Here is a 22,640-nt window from a genome sequence, read left to right on the forward strand (position 1 = left end):
CAGCGGCCGTCACCATTCGGGGGAACGATCCGGTGGAGCGAGGTTTACCGTGGCGGTCCTGACAGCCAAAACGCACAAGGACGACAGCGAATCCCTGGCCACGCGGCTTCTGCAGTATTACCCGATTACCGGGATGGCGCTCCTGCCGTATCTGGCGCTCATCATTCCCCAGGCCGCCTACTACCACAATCCCGAGGTCTGGGTCATCGTACGGATCGTTGGCCTTGCGTTCGCCGGATCCGCTCTGATCGAGACGGCAGCCCTGCCTATCCGAAAGCCGTACCCTCATCGCGAGGCCAGGAAGGCAGCCAACTCGCGCTACCCCCGCATCCTGCGTGTGGCCCGGCCCCTCGCCATTGCGAGCATGGCCATCGACATCACGTCGGCTGCGGCCGGTGGTGGCACGATCTTCACGCAGGTTTCCGGGCAAGCCGCCGTCTCACCCATCGTCACGCTGACCACCCCGTTCAACGGGTGGCGCTACGTGGCCGCCGCGCTGTTCGTCTCCGCCTACTTTGGGGGGTACGCCACCAAGGCCACCTTCTACCGATGGATGGCGGCGATGTTCGGCGCCCAGCTGGTCATCGCCGCCTACACCGCTCGGGCAGCTCCGATAGCCGGATTCATCAGCTTCGCCATCATGGGCGCACTCATGTGCGGGCTCGTCCGCGTCCGCTCCGCGGCAATCATCGGCTTCATTCTTCTGCTGGCGTGGCCGGCGATCTTCGCGGCGCGGAACGAGATCCGCGAACGAGGCGGTGTCGCCGTGCCCGACCAGATCACCGCAGAGAACCGGATACGCCTGGACGAGCAGGTTTCCCGCGTGGGCAGGTATGCGGTCCCAGTCGAGATCCAGGACATGCCGGGACCGGCCGAGGTTATTCGGTACGGGGCGGTTCCGCGATTCCTCGACCCAGACCGTCCACTGCTGTCCACCGGCGGGCTGATCAACGAGGCGATGGGTGGCGGCCGCACCTCCGCGTACACCTTTCTCCTCATCGGGACGGTGTACTTCCTGCACGGACCGAGCGGGGTCGTCGCATACTTCGCGGCCTGGGCGGTCTTCTTCGTGCTCCTGCTCAGGACAGGCAAAGGTCCGGGCCCCGGACGACTCGCCATGATATTCCTGGCCATCACCGGGCCATTCGGTTGGATAGCCACATACCCTGATGTCCTGATCGGGTATGTGCAGAACCTGGTCGCTGCCGTCCCTGTCCTGTTCGGCTTGCATATAGTCGCCCGACGGACGGGCAAGTCTCCAGGTGTAGCCGAAACATCCGCACCGCCACTTACCGCCGGAATCAGACGGCAGGTCGGCGTCGGTCATTAGGGGCGGGCGGGAACTCCCTTTACTGTCGTCAGTTCTGGGACGTCCCGCACGACGCATGCGCCAGCACCGACCGTTGCGCCGGAGCCGACCGCGATGCCTTGAAGGACCGCAGCCGTCGTGCCTATCAACACCCTGGGTCCGATGCTGCAGGAGCCGGACACGGCGGCAAGCGGATTCACCTGGGTACAGTCCCCGAGTACGGAGTCGTGCCCGACCGTGGCGTTCTGATTCAGGTGGACGTGCGGGCCGAGTGTCACGTTCGTGGTCACCCGGGCGCCGGGAAAGAGAACGACGCCCTCGCTGAATGCGTTGTCCAGACCGACTGTGGCGTCGGGGTGGACGAGCTGCGCGGCCTTCAGGCCGTACGCGGCGGTCCGCTCGGCGATCCGCGCGCGCACCCGCGGATCGCCGATTCCGATGACGAACCGCGCGTCCATCGCCGCGAGCGCCGCGACCGGGCCGAGGTAGTCGGCGTCGAGCCGCTTGAGGAGGCGGAGGTTCGTGTCGCTGGGTTTGTCGTCGACGAAACCCAGCACCTTCCAGGTGTCTCCGCGGTGTTCGTTGATCGCGGTGACAATGCCCAGGATCTCCCGCCCATGCCCGCCGCAGCCGATGATGACGATTGGCTCAGGCATGAGACGGTCGATCCTGGTTGCTGCCCATGAACTCCGGCATGGTCGCGGTTCCCTCGGCCGAGATCCCCTCCCGCCGCAACACGGTCCCGAGTGTCGCGGCGCAGATACGGGCGTTCAGGACGATGGAGCGGTGATCCACGTACAACACGTCCAGGGCGAACTTCTCCTCCCAGCTCAACGCGTTGCGGCCGTGGACCTGGGCCAGCCCCGTGACGCCGGGGCGCACGAGATGCCGCCGGGCCTGCTCGGGGGTGTACCGGTCGAGATATCGCATGAGCATTGGCCGGGGTCCGACGAGGCTCATGTGCCCGCACAGGACGTTCCACATGGTCGGCAGTTCGTCCAGGCTCGTGCTGCGCAGCAACCGACCGAACGACGTCATCCGGTCGTCGTCAGTGACCAGGCCGCGCTGCGGATCCACGTCGAGCATCGTGCGAAACTTCACCAGGGTGAACGGGAGCCCGTATCGGCCGGGGCGCGGCTGGCGGAACAGGATCGGGCTGCCGAGCTTCGCGCGGACGAGTACGGCCACAACGAGCATGACCGGGGAGAGGGCCGCGAGCACGGTGAACGCCACGCAGATGTCGACGATTCGCTGGGTGAGGTCCGTTGCCCGCCTCATCGGCGTCCCTCCAGAAAACCCGTGATGCTGTCGACGACCTTGCGCACCGCGGGTTCGGCGAGCGCGGAACCGCTGGGCAGGGTGAGGCCCTGCTCGAAGAGTTGCTGCGCCACCCCGCTGAGGACGGTGCGGGCGCCGGCGAACACGGGTTGCAGATGTAGCGGTTTGAAGACCGGCCTCGTCTCGATGCCCGCACCGGCGAGGTGGGCCGCCAGGTCCGCAGCGGTCCACCCGGTCCGGTACGGGTCCACCACGATGCTGGTGAGCCAGCAGTTGGCACCGGGATCGTCCGCCCCGAGAAGGCGTACACCCTCGGTCGCGGCGAACAGTTTTGCGTAGCCGTCGCGGAGCGCCCGGCGGCGGCCGATCATGTCGTCGAGACGGTGCAGCTGCGCGCGTCCGAGAGCGGCGAGCAGATTGCTGAGCCGGTAGTTGTACCCGATGTCGACGTGCTCGTAGTGGGCGACCGGCTGTCGTGCCTGGGTGGACAGGTAGCGGCATCGGTCGGCCAGGGTTCCGTCGTCCGACAGCAGCATGCCGCCGCCCGACGTCGTCATGATTTTGTTGCCGTTGAACGACAGCACCGCGGCGTGCCCGAGCGATCCGGCCGGGCGACCACGATAGGTGGAACCCAATGCCTCAGCGGCGTCCACGATCACCGGAACGCCGTACCGGTCGCACAATGGCAGCAGCGCGTCGTAGTCGGCGCAGCGACCGTACAGATCGACCGGGACCGCAGCGGTCAGCCGCTGTCCCGAGCGGTCCAGATCGGTACACAGTTTCGCGAGCAGTTCGGGGTCGATGTTGCCGGTCTGCGGGTCGACGTCCACGAAGACCGGCTCAGCGCCGGTGTATGCGACGGCGTTCGCCGTGGCGGCGAAAGTGAGGGTGGGTAGGGCGACCAGGTCACCGGCGCCTACCCCGGTGGCCATCAGCGCCAGGTGCAGCGCGGCCGTACCCGAGCTGGTCGCGACCGCGTGCGCCACACCGCAACGTTCGGCGATCTCGTTCTCAAACGCGGTCACCGCGGGACCGGCCGGAGCCACCCAGCCGGAGCGCAGTGCCTCGACGAGGTACGTCTCCTCCAGGGCGCCGACGTCGGGTGGGGACAGCAGGATCTGATCGGTCAACGTGACGCATCCTTCCCGGGACCGTTGGCCCGGTATCCGGGGCCGCGACGCGGGCGGCCGAACGAGGGGCGCGCAGCGGCGCCAGAAATGGAGTGACTCAGTTGGGCGAGGACCGGTTCGGAATCTTGTTCGTGTGCCACGCCAACCTGTGCCGGTCGCCGTTGGCGGAACGCCTGGCCCAGCGGGCGCTGCACGACGCCTTCGGCCCGGTGGCCGGGGCCGTGCGGGTGTCCAGTGCGGGAACCCACGCGTTCGAAGCCCCCGCGATGCACCGGGGCAGCGCCGCCGTGCTGGCCGAATGCGGAATCGACGCGGGCGGGTTCACCAGCCGGCGGCTGCGAGAGCCGATGGTGGCGAACGCCGATCTGGTGTTGGCGGCGGGGCGGGAGCAGCGCGCCGCGTGTGTGTCGCTGGCGCCCAGCGCGCTGCGGCGCACCTTCACCCTGCGCCAGTTCACCCGGCTGGTCGCCGCAGTGCGGCCGGCGCCCGATCTGGTGGCTGGTCCGGTGCCGCGGCGCCTTCGCGTACTGGTCGAACGGGTACAGGACACCCGGCACCTGGTGCCCGCGGTTCCCGCGGACGAGGACGACCTGCCGGACCCGGTGAACCAGCCGATCGAGGCGTTCCGCGACTGTGCGGCCGAGATCTGGGAGTCGTTCGGCGCGGTTGTCGCCGCCGTGGCCGAACCGCGTCGCGACTCGGGCAACTTCATCGCCGGATCCTGAGCGTCGACATCGACATCAGGCCGCCATCGCGGCCCGCCGTCGGATGGTGGGTGTGCGGCAACCTGATCTCGGTGGTGGGGGCGTCCGCCCCGGACCTGCTATGCCGTGCCGGTCGGGCCTGGGCCCGGCCCATGGCCGGGGCGGCCTCCAGGGACTTCGGGGGTGGTGGCAGCTTTCCCAGGTTGCGCTTGGCGGGGGTGAGCGGCGCGTTCAACGGGATCGCGGCGGCCAGGTCCTCTTCGGACGGGCCGTAGCTGTAGTACGCGTATGCGCCGCCGCCCTTCCTCGGCGTCATGTTGAGGACGCACCCGAGCAACCGGGCGCCGACGGCGGTGAGCGCACCGGACGCCGACCCCGCTTGGGCGATTGTCGTCTTGGCGTGCCGGGACACCAGGATGCAACCGTCGGCGAGGGTGGCCATGACGGCCGCGTCAGTCACCGGCAGCAGTGGCGGCGTGTCGATGATGACCACGTCGAAGGCGCTGCCGAGGCTGGTCAGCAGGTCGGCCATGTTGCCCGAGCCGAGCAGTTCGCTCGGGTTCGGCGGGACGTATCCGCTGGGCAGTACCCAGAGGCCGCTGCCGCCCCACGCCTGAACGACGTCGCGGACGTTGGCCTGACCAGCGAGGACATTGGTGAGCCCTACCGCGCCTTCGAGGTCGAGGTACTGCGCCAGCCGGGGGCGGCGCAGGTCCGCGTCGATCAGCAGCACCCGCTTGCCGGCCTCAGCGAACGCGATGCCGAGGTTGCAGACCGTGCTGGACTTGCCCTCGCCGGGCAGCGCGCTGCTGACCACCAGACTGCGCAGCGGCCGGTCCACGTTGACGAACTGCAGATTCGTACGCAGCTGCCGCAACGCCTCGGCGCGGGTCGACTGTGCGCTTCCCTCGGTGATCAGCGGGGATTTCTCCGCCTTGCCGTCGAACGGGACGGCACTGAGCACCGGGGCCGAGGTGGCCTTGTTCAGCGCCTCCGGCGAGCGGATGGTGCTGTCCAGTGACTCACGCAGCGCCGCGAATCCGATACCGAGAATGAGACCCACCACAATGCCGAGGCCGACATTGCGTAAGGGCTGGGGGGATACGGGTGCGTCGGCAAGCTTGGGTTCTGCGATGATCTTTACACCGATGGTGGCGACCTTCGCACCTGGCGGGGTCTCCAGCTGCTCGATGAGCAAGGGGAACTGAACAGCGAGGATCTGGGCCAGTTGCAAAGCCCGCGCCCGGTCCTCATCGGTCACGGTCGCCTGTACCAGAACCGTGTCAGGCACGACCTGCGCGGAGATCTCCGACTGCACCGCCTCTGCGGACAGGTCCGTCTGTCCCGTGGCCACGATCGCCTGGGCGAGCCGGTTACTCGTCAGCACGTCGACGTATGACTTCACCCGCTGCTGGGAGAACAGCCCACCTTGGTAAGCGTCGGTGACGGCGGTACCCCGCGTGCTGACGAAGAACGTCGCCGAGGCGGCGTACTTCGGCGGCGTCAGCAGGGTGATCGTGATGGCGACACCGACGGCGACGGCGGTAGTCCCCACCACCAGCCACCAACGCTTGCGGATCGCGCGCAGATAATCGCGCAGGTCCATTAAGGAGCCTCCTCGTAATGTACGTCCCGGTATCCGCCATTCGGTCAGTCCGGACTGGCCGAACTGCGCATATGTGTCGCTTGGTTTTGCGCGTTGTCCCTGTCGAGCCCGTCGCGCAGCGGGGCTCGACAGGGACAACGCCCCATAGCGCGTTTGATGATGGTCTGCAGCGCAAAAACTCCGATGGATGTCTGAAAATCACCCAGAAGAGGACGCATGAATTTTGCAGCGATGATCCAGCGGCGCAAAAGCCCAGTGCAGCGGCCTCGTACTCTCGGTCCTTGGCTGATCGACGCGAGTGCTTGGTCTTTGGGCCTGTTGGCCGCAATCCTCGCGCGATACGACCTCGATCCTGTGGCGTCACCCATGTTGGCTACCCTGGTCGCTATCGCGTGCGCCATTACCCTACAAACCGCAATTGGTCACCAGCAGTACCTTTATCGCGGCCGTTATGGATTCGGCACGTTCGAGGAGGTGCGGGCGGTGTCCACCACCGTTCTCGCGGTGGTTGTGGTCCTTTCCGTGGTCGACCTGCTGGTGCCCGGACGGCCGATGCCGCTGAGCGCCCCGCTTCTCGGGGGCCCGGTCGCACTCGTCGTCATGCTCGGCGTGCGCTATCTGCGCCGTCTGCAGACTGAGCGGAAGCTGCGGCCCGACGCCGCGCAGGCCGCCCCCGTTCTGCTGTTCGGCGCCGGAGTCGCCGGGCAGCGCCTGATCCGTGCTCTGACGCAGGACCCCGGCAGCCAGTATGTGCCGGTGGGCCTGCTCGACGACGACCCGGCCAAACGCCATCTGCACGTCAGGGGCGTACCGGTCCTCGGCGCCCGGGAGAACATCCCGGACGCGTTGACCAGTACCGGCGCCCGAACGCTCATCTTCGCCGTGGCCAACGCCGAAAGCTCATTGATCCAGCACATCCGCGGCCTGACCCTCGGAGCCGGAGCCACCTTCAAGGTGGTGCCTTCCGTGAGCGAGGTGCTGGACGGGCGGGTCCGGGCGTCCGACGTCCGCGATGTGAAGGTGAGCGACCTGCTGGGCCGACACCAGATCGACACGGACCTGGAAGCGATCGCGGGTTACCTCAAGGGCAAGCGGGTGCTGGTCACCGGCGCCGGCGGTTCGATCGGCTCGGAACTGTGCCGCCAGCTGGACCGCTTCGAGCCGGCGCAGCTCATGATGCTCGACCGCGACGAGTCAGCCCTGCACGCGGTGCAGCTGTCGCTGCGCGGCCGTGCGCTGTTGGACGACCCGGACCTCATCCTCGCCGACCTGCGCGACACCGAGGGAATCAAGACGCTGTTCGCGGAGCGCCGTCCCGAGGTCGTGTTCCACGCGGCGGCGCTCAAACACCTGCCGCTGCTGGAAACCCATCCGGGCGAGGCGGTCAAGAGCAACGTTTGGGGCACCCAAACCGTGCTGGAGGCCGCGGCCGAAGCCGGGGTCGAGCGGTTCGTCAACATCTCGACCGACAAGGCCGCGAACCCGAGCAGCGTTCTGGGTTACTCGAAGCGGATCACCGAACGGCTCACCGCACACGCCAGTACCACCAGCGACGGCACGTTCCTCAGTGTCCGGTTCGGTAACGTCCTGGGCAGCCGTGGATCCGTCCTGACGGCGTTCGCGGCGCAGATCGCCGCCGGCGGCCCGATCACCGTGACCGATCCGGACGTCACCCGGTACTTCATGACCGTCCAGGAAGCGGTGCAGCTCGTCATCCAGGCCGCCGCGATCGGCCGCGACGGTGAGGCACTCGTCCTGGAAATGGGTCAGCCGGTGCGCATCGCGCAGGTCGCTAAGCAGATGGCGGAGCAGGCAGACTCGCCCGTCGAGATCGTGTTCACCGGGCTGCGGCCCGGCGAGAAGCTGCACGAGGAACTCTTCGGCGACGGTGAAGAGGATGCTCGCCCGCTGCACCCGCTGATCTCGCATGTGGCCGTGCCTCCGCTGGACCCCGCCGACGTTCGCGTGCTCGCTCCGTACGCGGAGAACGGCCAGGTCGTCAAGGAACTGGCCGTGTTGTGCGAGGCCACAAGGCCCGAAACCCGGATCAGCCGACAGGTCTCCTCTGCCGACCGTTCCCGCGAGATCGTCATGACCCTGGGTCCGAACGCCGCATAGAGATGCACCTTCGGACCACAGCGCAACCGTTTCGGAGAAGTTGAGCAGACATGCCCACCAACGGACGAATCGTTGATATGCGTGCCCACCACGCGAATCGGCCTCACGGCCGCATGCCGGTCCAGCGCGCGGCGGCGCATGCCTCGTTCGCGTACGACACGGCCGTCGTCGGCCTGGGCTACGTCGGCCTGCCCACCGCACTCGCCCTGCACGACAGCGGATTGCGCGTCCTCGGCCTCGACGTCAGCGACGCCCGCATCGCCGACATCCGGGCGGGCCGCGCCGATCTGCTGGCGGCCGACCGTCAGCGGGTGGCCTCGGCCCTCACGACGGACGCTGCGGACGAATCCGGCGGAGCCTTCGTGCTGACCAGCGACGCGAGCCTTCTGCCGGAGGCGGAGACCGTACTCGTCTGCGTCCCGACGCCGATCGACGAGCATCTCGCGCCCGACCTGACGGCCCTGCGGGCCGCCTGCCGGACCGCGGTCGAGCATGCAGTGCCCGGCCAGACCCTCGTGCTGACGTCCACCACGTACGTGGGCTGCACCCGTGACCTGCTCGTCGGGCCGCTGCGCGATCGCGGCTTCGAGGTTGGCGTCGACATTTTCGTGGCCTTCGCCCCGGAGCGCATCGATCCCGGCAACGACCGGCACGTGCAGCAGCAGGTCCCGCGCGTTGTCGGCGGCGTCACGCCGGAATGCGTGAAGCGGGCCGCCGCGCTGCTGGAACACTGCGCCGGCTCCGTCCACGCGGTCAGCAGCGTCGAGGCCGCCGAGATGACCAAACTGTACGAGAACACGTTCCGCGCGGTGAACATCTCGATGGCCAACGAGTTCGCGGACATCAGCCGCGGGCTGGGTCTCGACATCACCGAGGTCATCACGGCCGCCGCCACCAAACCGTACGGATTCATGCCGTTCTTTCCGGGCCCCGGAGTCGGCGGCCATTGCATTCCGTGCGATCCGCACTACCTGCTCTGGCAGTTGCGCGGTGATCGGGTCAGCTCGCCGCTGATCGAGACCGCGATGACCCTGGTCGCGGGGAGGCCCACCAAGGTGGTGCAGCGGGTGGTCGAGGTGCTGGCGGAGCGGGAGACGTGCATTGTGGGCGCGCGGGTGCTGATCCGCGGGGTGGCCTACAAGCCCGGCGTCGCCGACGTCCGGGAGTCGCCGGCCTTGGAGATCATCGAGCGGCTGCGGCGCGCTGGGGCCCGCGTCTGGTTCGCTGACGAGCTGGTCGACACGGTACGGGTGGGGGGCGTCGAGATGACCTCTGTCGCCGAGCCCGGGTCGATGGACTGGGACCTCGTCATCGTCCACACCTTGCATCCGGGTGCGGATGTCTCCTGGCTGAGCAACGTTCCGGCCGTGCTGGACACGACGTACCGACTGGGAGAGCTGACACACCGCAGCGTGCTCTGAGCACTCAAGGAAGTCATCGAAGCCAGCCGAGGAATCGGTCGTACAGGTCGCCTACTGGTCCGGGATTGTCAGTCAGATCCTCCAACGCTTCGTACATGCATGAGGCGAGGTAGAGCGTAAGGGTTGTGCGGCGTCCGTCATGCTGATTCGTGAGGTCGATCCGGGCGTGCGCACACGGCCACGATGCCCCGCACGTCGCACAGCGCCAGGACGGGCGCGCGGGGATGTGCTCGGCTGACCCGCTCGGCATCACCATTGCCCACCGTTCGCGCGGTGCGCTTGGCCCGGAGTCAGCAGGCGGGCCTCACCGACCTGCGGCAGGTTGCGCGTTGGTTGGTCCCAGACGGGAACTCGATCGTTCCTTCGATGTCGAGTCTGCGCGTCGCCGTAACGTACGGCCTGTTGGCCAACTCCGTCAGGGATCGGCTGGCCTGGCTGCCAGGCGCCACCGTCCGGGCATGGCAACGTCAATCCGCACAAGCAACGACGTCGGCATCCACGCCAGACCTTGCGGTGTTGCAGCCGCCCCTCGTCGGGAAGAATTGTCACCGTCCTCCTCGGATCTCGATGTCCAAGCCGCCGCCGCCAGGACGACATTCCCTCTCTGACACGGCGTGTGATGGCAACGGAAATCGACTTCGGGTGCACGCGCCGGTCCTCCTCGACTGCTCTTCAACGCTTCGGGGGCCTCCAACCGGGGCATCTCCTGCGCTACGTTGAGCAAACCGTGGATCACCTGCCGTGGACAGCACATCCAGCGGGCCGCTGTGGTGAACGAGGTGAAAGATCAACCGAGGGAGGGGCGGAGCGTGGGGCTTCGACGGGCGACCAATGCCAAGCTTCTGTCCATGATCGCTGCCGCTGATCTCACGCACGGCCAGGTGGCGCGCGACATCCACCGCGTCGCTCGGGAGATCGCGGACGACGGCTCGGTCCCAGCTGACGTTGCGGGCATCGGACGTTCCCATGTCTCACATTGGGTGGCGGGCGTGACACCGTCCGGTCGCCTTCCCGTATTGCTGTGCGAGGTCCTCTCGCGCCGGCTGGGCCGTGCGGTAGCTGCTGAGGAGATAGGTCTGGTCGGTGGGGCGTCCCCACCATCGGACGGCATGCTGGGATGGGAAGCCGATACGTTGGTCTCGCTGAGGGATCTTGGGGGAGCGTACGTGGACGCTGCGAGACGGCGCGTGCTAGCCGCCTCCGCCTATTCGCTGGCGGCCTTGGCATTGCCTGATCCGGCCTGGTGGGCGCGGATGGCAGCGCTCGTTCGCGCCCCGTCCGAGGGGGCCCACGTCGGTCGAGGCGACGTTGCCGCCGTTCGTGAGGCCGTGGCGCTGTTCTCCCGGATGGATCAACGGCGAGGCGGCGGACATGCCCGGTCAGCGGTGGTTCAGTACCTGACCTCAGACGTGGAGGCTTACCTTCGGGGCAGGTATGCGGACGACGGCGTTCGCCGTGACATGTTTTCGGCCGGCAGTGAACTTGCATATCTGTCGGCCTGGATGGCATTCGATAACGGCGAGCATGCTGCCGCCCAACGCTTCTTCACGGTGTCCGTCAAGCTGGCCGCTGAGGCCGATGATCCGGCCATGGCCGCCCACGTCCTCCGTGCGATGGCGCATCAGGCTATCGACCTTGGCCACTATCGTCAGGCAAAAGAGCTTTCCACCGCATCAATGGACCGGAATAGATACGCTGCGGCATCCCATCGTGAGCGGGCCCTTCTGGGTGTGGTGAATGCCCGTGCCCATGCGGCAGCCAAGGAAGGCAAGGAGGCGGCGCAAGCGCTGTTGCGGGCCGAGTCCGACCTGCGGGGCGCGGAGCCTGGTGATGACGAGCCGCAGCGCGTGTTCTTCTTCGCCGAGGCGAGTCTGGCGCACGAAACTGCGTGCACTCTGCGTGACATGGGAGATCTCCGGGGAGCAGTGCAGCAGTTCAGACGCAGTGTTCGGACCCGCAAAGCCTCCTCCTTCACCCGCACGCACGCCGTCACTTTGGGATATCTGGGCGCAGTGCAGGCGCGTCAGGGCGAGATCGAGGCGGCCTGCCGAAGCTGGAGTAAAGCGCTCGACGCGATGGAAGGCGTCAGATCTGGCCGGACCCGGCAGGTTGCGGCAACTATCCGCGGAACGCTGTCGCCGCTTCGTGGGCGCCGAATTCGGCTCATCGACGAGGTCGACGCCCGCGCTGCGAATTATCTTGCAGCACACTAGTAGCGCAAGCGCCTGGGAGGAATGCAGGGATGACAGCCGAGACGTTCACGGTCGAGCCGGTGGCGCGCGTGGTGGGCGGCCGCGTCGAACCGACCGACGACTACTGGGGAGGGACGCAGTCGATCATCAGGATCGACGGCGACAGGTTCACCCCGGACGCGACGAAGGGCCTGGCGGAGTTCTCCCACCTGGAGATCGTCTTTCGGTTCCACCTCACCGATCCGGCCGATCTCCACCTCGGTGCTCGTCGCCCGCGTGACAACCCGGCCTGGCCCGAGGTGGGCATCTTCGGTCACCGCAACATGCGCCGCATCAATTGGCTCGGTGTCTCCCGATGCCGTCTGGTCAAGGTCGACGGCCTCGACCTGCACGTGGAAGATCTCGACGCGGTCGACGGCACGCCGGTGCTGGACATCAAGCCCTGGTTCACCGAGTTCGGCCCTCGTGGCGCGGTTTATCAGCCCGCCTGGACGACAGAGATGCTCCCGAACTACTTCGCCCACCCGCAGCAGTAGCAAGCTGGCCGGATCTCGCTTAGGGAGTGGAATTCCGGCGCGCGGCAGGACACCCAATGACACGATGATCGACGTGTCATCCGAACGGCAGCACGAGCTGCGCCCCGATTACCCGATCCGCACCGAGCGCCTACTCCTGCGCCCGCTGACCACCGACGACGCCGATGCCCTGCTGACTTATCGGAGCGTGCCCGACGTCTGCCGCTACGTACCCTTCGAGCCGATGGACCGCCAAACGATCCTTGACCGGATGGCGACGGTGTGGGCCAACACCGGGCTGACCGACGAGGGCCAGGCTTTGACCCTCGGCGTCGAACTGGCCGCCGATAGCGACCTCATCGGCGATGTGGTCCTGTTCTGGCACAGCCGGGAGCACAGCAGCGGAGAAATCGGCTACGTCATCAACCCTGAGCATGTCGGCCACGGCTACGCCACCGAGGCGGCGCGTGCGATGTTGCGGCTCGGCTTCGAAGAGCTGGGTCTGCATCGCATCATCGCCCGCCTCGACGAGCGCAACGACGCATCCGCGAATGTGGCCCGCAGGCTGGGAATGCGCCAGGAGGCCCGGCTCGTACACAACGAATTTTTCAAGGGTGAGTGGAGTACGGAGCTGGATTTCGCGATGCTCGCCGAGGAATGGCCCACGCACCGCTGTGCGTGAATGGCATCGGAGAGAGATTCCTAGCTGCGGCGCGGAGCCGTCGTGCCCGGGATCGTGGATGGCCGGCGCCGGTTGCGCTCACCGGCACTCTTGGCCGTGAGCACGGCCCAGACGATCTTTCCGGTACGGGTCGGCAGCGCGCCCCAGGCCGTGACGGAGGTGTGCACCAGGCGCAGCCCGTAGCCGTGACGCTCGGAATCTCCGGGGTCTCCGGGGACGGCACCGGCCAGGTGCGGCAGCCGTGGGTCGTGGTCCTGGACGGCCAGGTGCAGCCCGGACGGGCGGCGGGTGACGGCGACGTCGATCCGTGTGCCGGCGTGCTCGATGGCGTTGGCGACCAGCTCGGTGAGCACGGCGCAGGCCGTACGGTGCAGCGTCAGCATGTGCCAGGCGGCGCAGGCCTCGCCGATGGTCTGGGTGACCAGGGGCAGGGCGTCGATGTCTGGCGCGAGGTGCAGGGTCAGCCGGTCGGTGCGGGGGGCGCGGCTTCGCAGGGCGGCGCGGGCCTCGGGCAACGACGCGTAGACGGGCAGGTTCCACCGGGCGGCGCGGCACGTGATGAGCGCGGCCAGGGGAGCGGCGGTGGGCAGGCACACCACGACCGGTACGAGGGAGGGGGTGTGTGCGCCCCAGGTGTGGGCGGCGCACCACAGTGGAGCGCTCTCGCCGCCCGGATCGGCCAGGTCGTGCAGGTCGGCGATGATGCCGGCGGGCTGGCCGACAAGGCAGGTACGCAGCACGTGGGCGGCGCTGGCCTTCAGGTGGGGATCCCAGCGGCCGTGTAACTCGACCTCGGTGAGTGCGGTGTCGAAGTCGCCGACGACGGTGACCGCCTGGTCGGGCTCCCTCGTTTCCCACGGTGCCGCGTGGACACGGCGGGGATTGGCCAGCAGGAACGGTGATTGATCGCGCCTCATGACGCCCCCAGGATGATCGGCGGGCAGGGGTGGGCCGTGGCCTGGCCACAGCGATGGGGCCACTCCCGACCTTGCCCGCGGTCCTCACGCGTGTAAATAGGGCATTGTGCCCGTTGACGTCGGCACAGGGCCCGGGCGACGGGTCGGCGCCGCGTCCTCGATGGCGGAAACGGCAGGTCAGAGCACAGGGGATTCTCGGGTACGCAGGCTGGCCCACACCACCTTGCCCCCCTCGATCGGGAGGCAGCCCCACCGGTACGCGGTCGCGTCCACCATCAACAGACCTCGCCCGGCGCCCGGATCGTCCGGCGGCGCCCAGCCCAGGCGGGGTTCGGCGGTGGAGCCGTCCCGTACGCTGATCATCAGGTAGCGGCGGCCCATCGCGAACCGGATGTCGGCCAGCGTGCCGGCGTGGACGGCCGCGTTGATCGCCAGTTCGCTGGCGATCAGGCAGGCGGGGCCGGTCAGGTGGTGCAGGTCCCAGCGGGTGCACACCTCGGTGGCCAGCTGACGTGCGTGGCCGGCGGAGCCGGTCACCGGCAGCAGGGTGTCGCACACCAGGTTCATCCGGCGGCGGGTCGGCGCGGACAGGGCTTGTTCGACAGAGGGGAACACCGGCAGGCGGCCGTATCCGCCCTGGGTGAGCAGGGGGACCGCCTCGTCGTCCTCGGTGCACACCAGCAGCGGAGTGCCGGGCCACATCGCGGCCTGCCGGGCGACCGCCGCGAACACGGACGCCGCGACCGGCTCGCGTAACACCAGATCGGCCAGGTCCACCACCACCGCGTCCGGCTGCCTCACCAGGGCGCGCAGCAGCTCCGCCCGGACGTGGGGCGCGCTGGCCAGGGACAACTCACCGGACATGCGTACCAGCAGACTGATGCCAACCTGTTCGACCATGCACGTGATCGACGCCATACCACATGTTTACGCCCGAGCTGGCATTGTGCTATCCGGAATGCGTACGGAGACGATCCGGCTTGCCCGGTGTTCACACTCCGGGCCCGGGAGCGAACGAAAGTTTCGGGTAAATTGCAAATTGCATTCCTGTGTGGCTACCGATCGTCGAGCTTATTTGCTTCAAGAATGTCCATTAAGGAGCCGGAAGTATGAGTGACCCCACCGTCGATCAGCTTGCCGACGTCGTGGCGCGGACGGGACGCCTGATCGATGGCGTCACCACCGAGCAGTGGACCGAACCGACCCCGTGCGCCGGCTGGGACGTACGCGCGCTGGTCGCTCACATCGTCGGCGGCAACGCGCTGTTCGCCGCCACCCTGTCCGGGGAGGCCGTCACGCCGCAGGGCTACGCCGACAGCGCCGAGCGGCTGCTGGCCGCGTTCCGGGCTCCGGGGGCGCTGGAGAAGGTCGTCACGGTGCCCTTCGGTGAGGTTCCCGGCACGATCGCGCTGCATCTGCGGCTCGCCGACCTGATGGTGCACGGGTGGGACCTGGCTCGCGCCACCGGCCAGCGGACCGACTACCCGGACGACGTGGTCGAGCAGGCGTTGGCGTTCAGCCGGTCCGCGCTGCCGCTGGTACGCCAGCAGGGCGGCCCGTTCGCGCCGTCCGAGCCGGCCGACGAGGACGCACCCGTACTCGATCGCCTCGCGGCCTTCCTCGGGCGCAAGGTCAGTTGAGCGGCGTCGGTCGAGGACCCTCCGCGCGAAAGAGGCTTGAATGAATGACCTCTTTCGCCGGGGTGCGCGCCCGAAGGGCTGACCACCCCGGCAGCGGTGGCCCGTGACACTGGACGGCGTGACGAACCCGACGGGTCCGAACTGGAGCGGCCAGCCGGAGAAGAACGGCTGGTCCCACCTCGCTACCAGGCAGAAGGTCGGGGTGGTAGCCGCCGTCCTGCTACTGATTCTGTTCTGTGGCCTGATGGTCGTCGGCACGGTGCGGTACTGAGCGCCGCAACCGACGCGAAAGAGGCTTAAGGCAGTCGGGTCTTTCGCAGCCGGGCTTCGCCCGATCGGCCGATCTCTGTCGGCCGGGGGGCGCTCAGACTGACTCGGTGACGAACCAGACACCCGCGCATCCAGGTCGCCAAACGGGCACGGCATCGAGCCCCTGGGCCGAACTGACGCCACTGCAGCGGGCCGGACTGGTCATGACCGTGCTGCTGCTGCCCTGCCTCGGCGGCATCGGGGTGATCGGCACCGTCGCCGGGCTCACCGCGGTCAGCGCAGGCGAGCCGCTGCCCTCGACGCGCCGCCTCGCCGAGGTGCCACCCGCGGAGGTGCCGCCGCTGGACGAACACGCGGTGCCGGAGGCGGACATCCCCGAGGCGAAGCCGTCGCCGACCCGCGCCGTACGGATCCGCACCATCACGGTGACCAGAAGGATTCCGCACGCCACCCGCACCGTCCGCGACAAGTCGCTGCCGAAGGGCATGAAGGTGGTCCGGGTCCGGGGCAAGTCGGGTGTGCGGGCCCTGACGTACCAGGTGACCGTCGCGGACGGGCGCCGGAGCAAGCGGCGCCTGATCCGCAGCGTCGTCGTCCGCCGCCCCGTGACCCGCGTGATCGTGGTCGGCACCGGCCAGCGCGGTGCCGTCCTCTGTGACCAGAGCACCGTGCGGATCATCGGCTTCGTCGCCCGTAGAGTGCTCGGATGAGTACCGTCTTCGGCGAGGTCGCCGCGCTCTACGACGACATCCGGCCCGGCTATCCCGGCGAGCTGCTCGACGCCGTCCTCGCGTATCACGGCGGCGCCCCGTCCGCCGTCGTGGACATCGGCGCGGGGACCGGCCAGGGGACCGCGCACCTGCTGCGGCTCGGTGCGCCGGTCACCTGCGTCGAGCCCGACGCGCGGATGGCCGCCGTACTGGCCGCGAAGTTCCCGCAGGTGCGGGTGGCGGCGGTCGCGTTCGAGGACTGGACGCCGCCGCCCGGCGGCGTCGACCTGCTGGCGTGCGCGAGCGCCTGGCACTGGATGGACCCGCCGACGCGCGCCCGGCGGGCGCACGACGCCCTCGCGCCGGGCGGCACGCTGGCGGTCTTCCACAACCGCTTCGAGTACGCGGACCCCGCCAGCCGCGAGGCCCTCGACGAGGTGTTCCGCGCCGTCGACGGCCCAGAGGTCGAGCCGCGGCGGCCGCCCCGCTTCGCGTACGACGACATCGTGGCCAGCGGCCTGTTCGAGGACGTCCGGGCCGTGGAATGGCACCGGTATCCCGAGGTGACGACGCAGGGGTATCTGCGGCTCACGCAGACCTTCGCGCCGTTCCGCCGGCGCCCCGAGCCGGAGCAGCGAGCGGTCCTGGCGGGGCTGGCCGCCGCCATCGACGGGCTGGGCGGGCGGATCACGATGGACATCCGTACGGTGCTGGCGATCGGTCACCGCCCACGCTGAACGGTGACCGATCGGGGGCTCACCGCCGGGACTGGGCCCGCACACGCTGGTCGGGACCGAGCCGGTACGTCTTGCCGTACAGCAGATCGTCGGGCACGAAGTGGCGGCCGGACTGCTCCGGCGAATCCGTGGTGTGCGTCAGCCCGTCCGGAGCGCCCGGCCGGGCCGTGCCGTAGAGGCGCGCGATCGGCGTGGACCGGTCCGGGTGTGCGTTGGCCGCCGCCCGGCCCGATGCCCGGCTGCTGGCGCGCAGGCGCGCGTACGCGGCGGTCGCGACACAGGTGGCCGAGGCGATGAGGCCCAGTCCGATCAGGAGGTCGGAGGTGGAGAGATCCATGAGTTCCAACGTAACGAATCACGTTGGGAGAATGACCCTCCGTGTCGTCCGGGGTCCGCGGCGGCCGTCCCGGATACCGTGCACCTTCGGGCGACCCGCATCGGAGGATGCATTCTGAACCGCTCCCGTCACCTATTCGGGCCGTTGCGCGCGGACCAGGAATCGGTGCGCGGTGACGGTCAGACCCCCGTACGTGCGGATCAGCGCGTCCAGGCGGCGCAGCTGCCGGTCGTACCGTTGCGGGGTGAAGTCGTGGACCTGCCACGGCACCGAACGCAGCTGGTAGACAACGGCCCCGATGTCGCGGAACGTCAGCGTCGGCCGCTCCTCGCGTACATCGGTGATCTCCAGACCGGCGGCCGTGAGTGCCGCGACCGCGTCGTCGGCGGCCCACCGCTGGGCGTGTGGCGGCGGCGCGCCCAGCTCCGCGTTCAGTTCGGCCAGGTCGTCGCTGCCGACCTGCTGGCTGAGCAGGGTGCCCCCCGGCCGCAGCAGCCGGGCCAGGTCGGCCGCGGGCAGCCGGCCGTGGCGGCTCAGCGCCACGTCGAACTCCTCCTCGCCGCCCGGCAGCTCGGTCACCACCGACACCCCGAACGGCGTCAGGCGGTCCCGGGCCACGGGTACGTTCGGCGCCCAGCCCTCCACCGCGACCGTGTGCGGCGGCAGCGGAGCCAGGTCGGCCAGCAGCTCACCACCGCCGGTGTCGAGGTCGAGCAGGCTGCGGGCGCGGCGCACCAGCGGCCGGGCCAGATCCGGAAAGGACCACGACGGCTCCGCGCCGATGGCCCGGCCGTCCAGCCAGGCGAATTCCCACCCCGTCAGGGGTACGCCCGTCGCATCGCCGACAAGATGCCCTTCCACGTGGCAGACGGTAGCCGCGCACCGGCGCATCCTCCGAAGCGGTTCACCCGGTCGTGTCGCGGCGCACTCCGGCCGTCGGCTACTCGGGGACGTTCCCGGCGAGGCGGGCGAGGATGCCGGGCCAGCCGTTGCCCATGCCCTTGAGGGCGGGGGAGTCCGGGGCGAAGCCGGAGTGTTCCAGGAAGAGCCGCGTGCCCGCGCCCTCCGGTTCCAGCCGCCAGGTGATCGTGGTGTCGAGCACGCCCTCGGCGAACGTGTACGTCAGCAGCCGCTCGGGTTCGACCGCGACGACCTCGCACCGCTGCATGCCCCACTCGCCCATGTCGAGGGTGAACCGATGACCCACCACGGGCTTGATGTCGCCCTGCGCCCACCAGCGGGCCAACAGCTCCGGCTCGGTCAACGCGCGCCAGACCGCAGCGGGCGCGCGGGCGATGAACTGGTCACATTCGATGCTGCTCATGGGTTGTCCTTCTGTTCTGGTCACGGGTTCTCGTCCTCGACGACGTCGCGCAGGGCGGCCAGGCGGCCACGCCAGTACCGCTCGAACGGGTGCAGCCAGTCGCTGACGTCCGCGAGCGGACCGGCGGCCAGGTGGTAATACCGGTGCCGGCCGCGCGGCTCCTCGCGGACCAGGCCCGCGTGGCGCAGCACCGCGAGATGCTCCGACACTGCGGGCCGGCTCAGCGCGAACCGCCCGGCCAGCTCCCCGGCGGGTTGCGGGCCGTCGCGCAGGGCGTCGAGCAACTGCCGGCGTACGGGGTTGGACAGCGCGGCGAACACATCGGTGTCGGGCACGCCGACCATAATGCGTCGGGAATCTCCGACACGTCAAGCTGCCCGCGCTGCCCTCACAGGGGGACGGCGTCCAGCACCTTGCGTGCGTCGTCGTCCAGGCGTACCCCCGCCACCGCGACGTTCTCCTCCAGGTGCGACAGCGACGAGGTGCCGGGGATCAGCAGGACGTTCGGCGCCAGATCCAGCAGCCAGGCCAGCGCCACCTGCGACGGCGTCGCCCCCAGCCGCTCCGCCGTCGCCTCCACCCCCGGATGGGTGAGCAGCCGGTTCGCCTCGCCGAACGCCGACCCCAGCGGAAAGAACGGCACGAACGCGATGCCCAGCTGCTCGCACTCCCGCAGCACCGGCAGCGACCCGCGTTCCAGCAGGTTGAGCGGATTCTGTACACAGACGATCTCGGTGCGCTGCACCGCATGCACGAGCTGCTCGACGGAGACGTTGCTGAGCCCGATCCCCGAGATCAGGCCCTCGTCCCGGATCGAAATCATCGCTTCGAGCTGCTCGTCGAACTCCTGCCCGTCATCCATCAACCGCAGGTTGACCACGTCCAGCCGGTTCACGCGCAGTGCCCGCAGGTTGTCCGCCACCCCGGCGCGCAGCTGATCCGGCGCCAGCGCCGGCAGCCACCGCCCCTCGGCGTCGCGTACCGCGCCGACCTTGGACACCAGAGCCAACCCCTCCGGGTACGGGAACAGAGCCTCCCGGATCAGGTCGTTGACCACCCCCGGCCCGTAGTACTGCGCCGTGTCGATGTGGTCGACGCCCAGCTCGACGGCGCGGCGCAGGACGGCCAGCGCCGCGTCCCGGTCACGGGGCGGGCCGAACGCGCCGGGACCGGCCAGCTGCATCGCCCCGTACCCGACGCGGTGGACCGAACGGTCGCCCAGGGGGAATGAATCCGTCATGCGGGTAACCCTACGGCGATTTCGGGCACCGCGCCGCCGCTCACGGGACGTGCGATCGTGCAGGCCATGGCGCGCGACGTGGTCCTGGTGAACGGCCTGCCCGGCTCCGGCAAGAGCACCCTCGGACCCGGGCTGGCCTCGGGTCTCGGCGCGGAGTTCCTCGGCAAGGACCGGATCAAAGAGGCGCTGGCCAGCGCGATCTCCGTGGTGCCGTCTTCCCTCGGTGCGGTGGCGATGGAGACCGCGTGGGCGCTCGCGGCCGGCGTTCCCGGCGCGGTGGTCGTGGACTCGTGGTGGTTCCGGCCGCGCGATCTGGAGTACGCCCGCGCGGGAGTGCTCCGCGCGGGAGCCGCCGCAGTCGTCGAAGTGTGGTGCGACGTGCCGCCCGAACTGGCCCGCGCCCGGTATGTGGCCCGGCGCCGGGCGGCCGTGCACGCCGACGCGCAGCGGCTCGCCACCGACTGGGCCGACTGGGCCGCACGGGCCGAGCCGCTCGCCCTCGGGCCGGTGCTGCGGGTGAACACCAGCCGCCCCGTCGACCTGCCCGCCCTGTGCGTGGGTGTCCGGGCCGCGCTCCGAGATTGCCGTTGCTGATCCCTGCTGCTTCGGCCCACATGACAGCGCGTTGACCGACTCGATTGCACTCGTCGCGTTGTCTGCCGCCAGTACGCTGATCGCCGTGACAGCACCCCAACTCGCGTGTCCCCTGTGTCACGGCACCGAGTTCCAGCAGGAAGAATCTCGCCAGGACAGCCGGTGGGGATTCACCAGCCATCGCATGACGTTGATGATCTGCGTCCGCTGCCGTTATGTGCTTCATTTCTACGACAGACACAGCATTTTCGATTTCGACTGACGCCACTCCGAGCCCGGCCGCGAACGACTTCACGTTGGCGTACGCCCGGATCATCTCGCCGGCGTACGTCAGCGCGCTGGCCGGTCCCGTGACTTCGCCGGGACGGTTTCAGCCTGAGTCGGTCCCGCGTCCGCCATGTTACGGCTCGGCCTTGTGGAACGGAATTCACCGGGCAGCTTCCATTGCTTCACCATCCGCCCTTGCGTACTCATGCGCATCTATGTCACATTTGCTTGCCATGGCGGCGACGCCGGCCGCTTCACCACCTCTTTGGAATGGGAGCCGCGCGTGTCCTCGGTTCATAAAGCCGTGACGCCTCACATCGCCGCGAGGCTAATTGTGATTCTGGCGCTGATTGGGGGCTGCCTCTCTGTTTCCGCCAGCCCGGCCCTGGCGCTCCCCCTGGAGCAGCACTCTCCCGTCACCTGGAACATGCAGGGTGCCACCATTGATGGAGAGTCCAAGTGGACCAGCAACATTCCGACCCTGGCCAACGGGAATTCCCCCTCCGGTCGCCAGCACGACTTGCTTGCGCTTCAAGAGGCAGGACCTGTCCCGGCACACGACGTAGTAGGACGGAATGATCGCGGTTTCGTCTATCAGGGATCTGTGAGTGCGTTGGGTCTGACTGTCTATCGGTACACGCGGCAGATCGGATCCGGGAGTCGCGGCCACAATTGGACGGTCTACTTCATGGACACCGGCGGTAATGGAAGTCGCGTCAACCTCGCCACGATGGTGTGGGATCCCGCAGACGCGATAGCTCTGTTCACCAACCCGAATGGTCGTGCAACATTCGGGCTTCGTTACGGCCCGACCGTCTTCTTCAACATCCACGCACAGTCGGGGGGTGGAGGGGACGGCCCAGCACTTGTGAATAGAATCATCGAATGGGCCAACCAGAACATGTTTACAGCAGCTATTCTCGGGGATTTCAATCGCGAGCCACACTCTTACATCGATGCCGGGCTCGATGTCTACAGAAGTGACAGGGCCACTCAGCGAAGCAGTGGCGAACTAGATTACATGATCACGAATTTTGCCCCGGCTCCGATCGCCGGCCATGGGTATTACAGCGGTCGCCTGCTCGGAGGCATGTCGAGCGACCACTTTCCGGTCGATTTCGGATACCCCGCCCTCTTGGCGGCGGCTGGGTACGAGATCAGCAACTACGCAAACCTGAGCGGCGACGGCGAGCGCGTTGCCGACGTCCCCGGCGGCAATAGCGCCAATGGTACCCGAATCGATCTATGGGATCCGAACTATGGCTCGAATCAGAATTACCATATGGTTCGTGCTCGCGACAACTCCAGCCTCAACATCGTAAACAATGCCACCGGAAAGTGCCTTGACCTTGAGGGAGGCACTGAAGCTCGGGCGGGCTCCTATGTCAACGAATGGGATTGCCAGGGGCAATCGACCCAATCATGGGGTATTTCGCAGGATCCCCACCGTCCAGACGAAATGGTGATCAAGAACGTCTCTACCGGTCTATGCCTCGATGACCCGGGTAGTTCGTCCGACAATGGAGTTCCCATCGAGGTCTGGTACTGCAATGGTGGCCTCAATCAGGACTGGACCTTGAGTCCCGAGTACTCATACTGACCTGACCTCGCAGACGGGCGGGGCGGCGTGCGCTGCCGCCCCGCCCGTC

25 protein-coding genes are annotated in these 22,640 nt (G+C 68.3%); 14 read left to right on the top strand and 11 right to left on the bottom strand.

The genetic code is table 11. The annotated features are described in order from the left end of the window. Positions 1–49 precede the first annotated feature (49 nt). Positions 50–1,330 carry a hypothetical protein gene (locus ACMCNN_RS03410; protein WP_412744717.1) on the top strand — a complete coding sequence of 427 codons (1,281 nt, stop codon included), beginning with the start codon at positions 50–52 and terminating at the stop codon, positions 1,328–1,330. Here the strand turns inward: ACMCNN_RS03410 and ACMCNN_RS03415 are convergent. Genes ACMCNN_RS03415 through ACMCNN_RS03425 form a run of 3 tightly spaced genes read right to left on the bottom strand, consistent with a single transcriptional unit; the run spans position 1,327 to position 3,717 of the window. Continuing rightward, positions 1,327–1,965, bottom strand: coding sequence for an acetyltransferase (locus tag ACMCNN_RS03415; protein ID WP_412744718.1), 639 nt, complete (start codon positions 1,963–1,965; stop codon positions 1,327–1,329). The two genes, ACMCNN_RS03410 and ACMCNN_RS03415, sit on opposite strands and share 4 nt — an antisense overlap. Then, positions 1,958–2,587, bottom strand: coding sequence for a sugar transferase (locus ACMCNN_RS03420; protein ID WP_412744719.1), 630 nt, complete (start codon positions 2,585–2,587; stop codon positions 1,958–1,960). Before ACMCNN_RS03420 ends, ACMCNN_RS03415 begins: the two co-directional genes overlap by 8 nt. Next, positions 2,584–3,717, bottom strand: coding sequence for a DegT/DnrJ/EryC1/StrS family aminotransferase (locus ACMCNN_RS03425; RefSeq protein ID WP_412744720.1), 1,134 nt, complete (start codon positions 3,715–3,717; stop codon positions 2,584–2,586). The genes ACMCNN_RS03420 and ACMCNN_RS03425 overlap by 4 nt, the downstream gene beginning before the upstream one ends. 101 nt (positions 3,718–3,818) lie before the next feature. Here ACMCNN_RS03425 and ACMCNN_RS03430 point away from each other — a divergent pair, with 101 nt between their 5' ends. Next, positions 3,819–4,442: a low molecular weight phosphatase family protein gene (locus tag ACMCNN_RS03430; protein ID WP_412744721.1), complete on the top strand. Its 624-nt coding sequence runs from the start codon at positions 3,819–3,821 to the stop codon at positions 4,440–4,442. Here the strand turns inward: ACMCNN_RS03430 and ACMCNN_RS03435 are convergent. Next, entirely contained in the window at positions 4,426–6,027 is a 1,602-nt protein-coding gene (locus ACMCNN_RS03435; RefSeq protein ID WP_412744722.1) for a polysaccharide biosynthesis tyrosine autokinase, read from the bottom strand. The genes ACMCNN_RS03430 and ACMCNN_RS03435 overlap by 17 nt on opposite strands. Positions 6,028–6,243: 216 nt before the next feature. On the opposite strand from ACMCNN_RS03435, the gene ACMCNN_RS03440 reads away from it, so the two are divergent. From ACMCNN_RS03440 to ACMCNN_RS03460, 5 genes are all read left to right on the top strand, one after another. Continuing rightward, complete coding sequence (locus tag ACMCNN_RS03440; RefSeq protein WP_412744723.1) at positions 6,244–8,145, top strand: polysaccharide biosynthesis protein; 1,902 nt, start codon at positions 6,244–6,246, stop codon at positions 8,143–8,145. Between the two features lie 113 nt (positions 8,146–8,258). Next, complete coding sequence (locus ACMCNN_RS03445; RefSeq protein WP_412744724.1) at positions 8,259–9,566, top strand: nucleotide sugar dehydrogenase; 1,308 nt, start codon at positions 8,259–8,261, stop codon at positions 9,564–9,566. An 848-nt stretch (positions 9,567–10,414) separates the two neighbouring features. Then, positions 10,415–11,779, top strand: a complete 1,365-nt coding sequence (locus tag ACMCNN_RS03450; RefSeq protein WP_412744725.1) for a Tat pathway signal protein — start codon at positions 10,415–10,417, stop codon at positions 11,777–11,779. 29 nt (positions 11,780–11,808) lie between these two features. Continuing rightward, positions 11,809–12,294 carry an SAM-dependent methyltransferase gene (locus ACMCNN_RS03455; protein WP_412744726.1) on the top strand — a complete coding sequence of 162 codons (486 nt, stop codon included), beginning with the start codon at positions 11,809–11,811 and terminating at the stop codon, positions 12,292–12,294. Positions 12,295–12,358: 64 nt separating this feature from the next. Then, complete coding sequence (locus ACMCNN_RS03460) at positions 12,359–12,955, top strand: GNAT family N-acetyltransferase (protein ID WP_412744727.1); 597 nt, start codon at positions 12,359–12,361, stop codon at positions 12,953–12,955. A gap of 20 nt (positions 12,956–12,975) precedes the next feature. On the opposite strand, the gene ACMCNN_RS03465 is transcribed toward ACMCNN_RS03460, so the two are convergent. Further along, positions 12,976–13,872 carry an ATP-binding protein gene (locus ACMCNN_RS03465; RefSeq protein ID WP_412744728.1) on the bottom strand — a complete coding sequence of 299 codons (897 nt, stop codon included), beginning with the start codon at positions 13,870–13,872 and terminating at the stop codon, positions 12,976–12,978. Between the two features lie 177 nt (positions 13,873–14,049). Continuing rightward, positions 14,050–14,772, bottom strand: a complete 723-nt coding sequence (locus ACMCNN_RS03470; RefSeq protein WP_412744729.1) for an STAS domain-containing protein — start codon at positions 14,770–14,772, stop codon at positions 14,050–14,052. A gap of 209 nt (positions 14,773–14,981) precedes the next feature. Between ACMCNN_RS03470 and ACMCNN_RS03475 the strand changes: the two genes are divergently transcribed. From ACMCNN_RS03475 to ACMCNN_RS03490, 4 genes are all read left to right on the top strand, one after another. Continuing rightward, a complete protein-coding gene (locus ACMCNN_RS03475) occupies positions 14,982–15,512 on the top strand; it encodes a TIGR03086 family metal-binding protein (protein ID WP_412744730.1) in 531 nt (176 codons plus the stop codon). A gap of 118 nt (positions 15,513–15,630) precedes the next feature. After that, positions 15,631–15,783: a hypothetical protein gene (locus tag ACMCNN_RS03480; protein ID WP_412744731.1), complete on the top strand. Its 153-nt coding sequence runs from the start codon at positions 15,631–15,633 to the stop codon at positions 15,781–15,783. A 106-nt stretch (positions 15,784–15,889) separates the two neighbouring features. Then, positions 15,890–16,492, top strand: a complete 603-nt coding sequence (locus tag ACMCNN_RS03485; RefSeq protein WP_412744732.1) for a G5 domain-containing protein — start codon at positions 15,890–15,892, stop codon at positions 16,490–16,492. Then, the gene (locus ACMCNN_RS03490) at positions 16,489–17,229 is read left to right on the top strand and encodes a class I SAM-dependent methyltransferase (protein ID WP_412744733.1); all 741 of its coding nucleotides are present in this window, start codon (positions 16,489–16,491) and stop codon (positions 17,227–17,229) included. Before ACMCNN_RS03485 ends, ACMCNN_RS03490 begins: the two co-directional genes overlap by 4 nt. Before the next feature lie 19 nt (positions 17,230–17,248). On the opposite strand, the gene ACMCNN_RS03495 is transcribed toward ACMCNN_RS03490, so the two are convergent. From ACMCNN_RS03495 to ACMCNN_RS03515, 5 genes are all read right to left on the bottom strand, one after another. Further along, complete coding sequence (locus tag ACMCNN_RS03495) at positions 17,249–17,566, bottom strand: hypothetical protein (RefSeq protein ID WP_412744734.1); 318 nt, start codon at positions 17,564–17,566, stop codon at positions 17,249–17,251. Between the two features lie 132 nt (positions 17,567–17,698). Continuing rightward, positions 17,699–18,427 (bottom strand): class I SAM-dependent methyltransferase, encoded by a 729-nt coding sequence (locus ACMCNN_RS03500; protein WP_412744735.1) that lies wholly within the window; start codon positions 18,425–18,427, stop codon positions 17,699–17,701. Positions 18,428–18,506: 79 nt separating this feature from the next. After that, entirely contained in the window at positions 18,507–18,890 is a 384-nt protein-coding gene (locus ACMCNN_RS03505; RefSeq protein ID WP_412744736.1) for an SRPBCC family protein, read from the bottom strand. 20 nt (positions 18,891–18,910) lie between these two features. Beyond that, positions 18,911–19,234, bottom strand: coding sequence for an ArsR/SmtB family transcription factor (locus ACMCNN_RS03510; RefSeq protein WP_412744737.1), 324 nt, complete (start codon positions 19,232–19,234; stop codon positions 18,911–18,913). Between the two features lie 44 nt (positions 19,235–19,278). Further along, complete coding sequence (locus ACMCNN_RS03515; RefSeq protein WP_412744738.1) at positions 19,279–20,130, bottom strand: oxidoreductase; 852 nt, start codon at positions 20,128–20,130, stop codon at positions 19,279–19,281. A gap of 66 nt (positions 20,131–20,196) precedes the next feature. On the opposite strand from ACMCNN_RS03515, the gene ACMCNN_RS03520 reads away from it, so the two are divergent. The 3 genes from ACMCNN_RS03520 (at position 20,197) to ACMCNN_RS03530 (ending at position 22,591) form a co-directional block, all read left to right on the top strand. Beyond that, on the top strand, positions 20,197–20,724 hold the full coding sequence (locus ACMCNN_RS03520) for an AAA family ATPase (protein WP_412744739.1): 528 nt from the start codon (positions 20,197–20,199) through the stop codon (positions 20,722–20,724). Between the two features lie 31 nt (positions 20,725–20,755). After that, positions 20,756–20,986: a hypothetical protein gene (locus ACMCNN_RS03525; protein WP_412744740.1), complete on the top strand. Its 231-nt coding sequence runs from the start codon at positions 20,756–20,758 to the stop codon at positions 20,984–20,986. A 210-nt stretch (positions 20,987–21,196) separates the two neighbouring features. After that, positions 21,197–22,591, top strand: coding sequence for an RICIN domain-containing protein (locus ACMCNN_RS03530; protein WP_412744741.1), 1,395 nt, complete (start codon positions 21,197–21,199; stop codon positions 22,589–22,591). Positions 22,592–22,640 lie beyond the last annotated feature (49 nt).

Origin of the sequence: Krasilnikovia sp. MM14-A1004 (assembly GCF_047159485.1) — a bacterium.
In the GTDB taxonomy this organism is placed as follows: domain Bacteria; phylum Actinomycetota; class Actinomycetes; order Mycobacteriales; family Micromonosporaceae; genus Actinoplanes.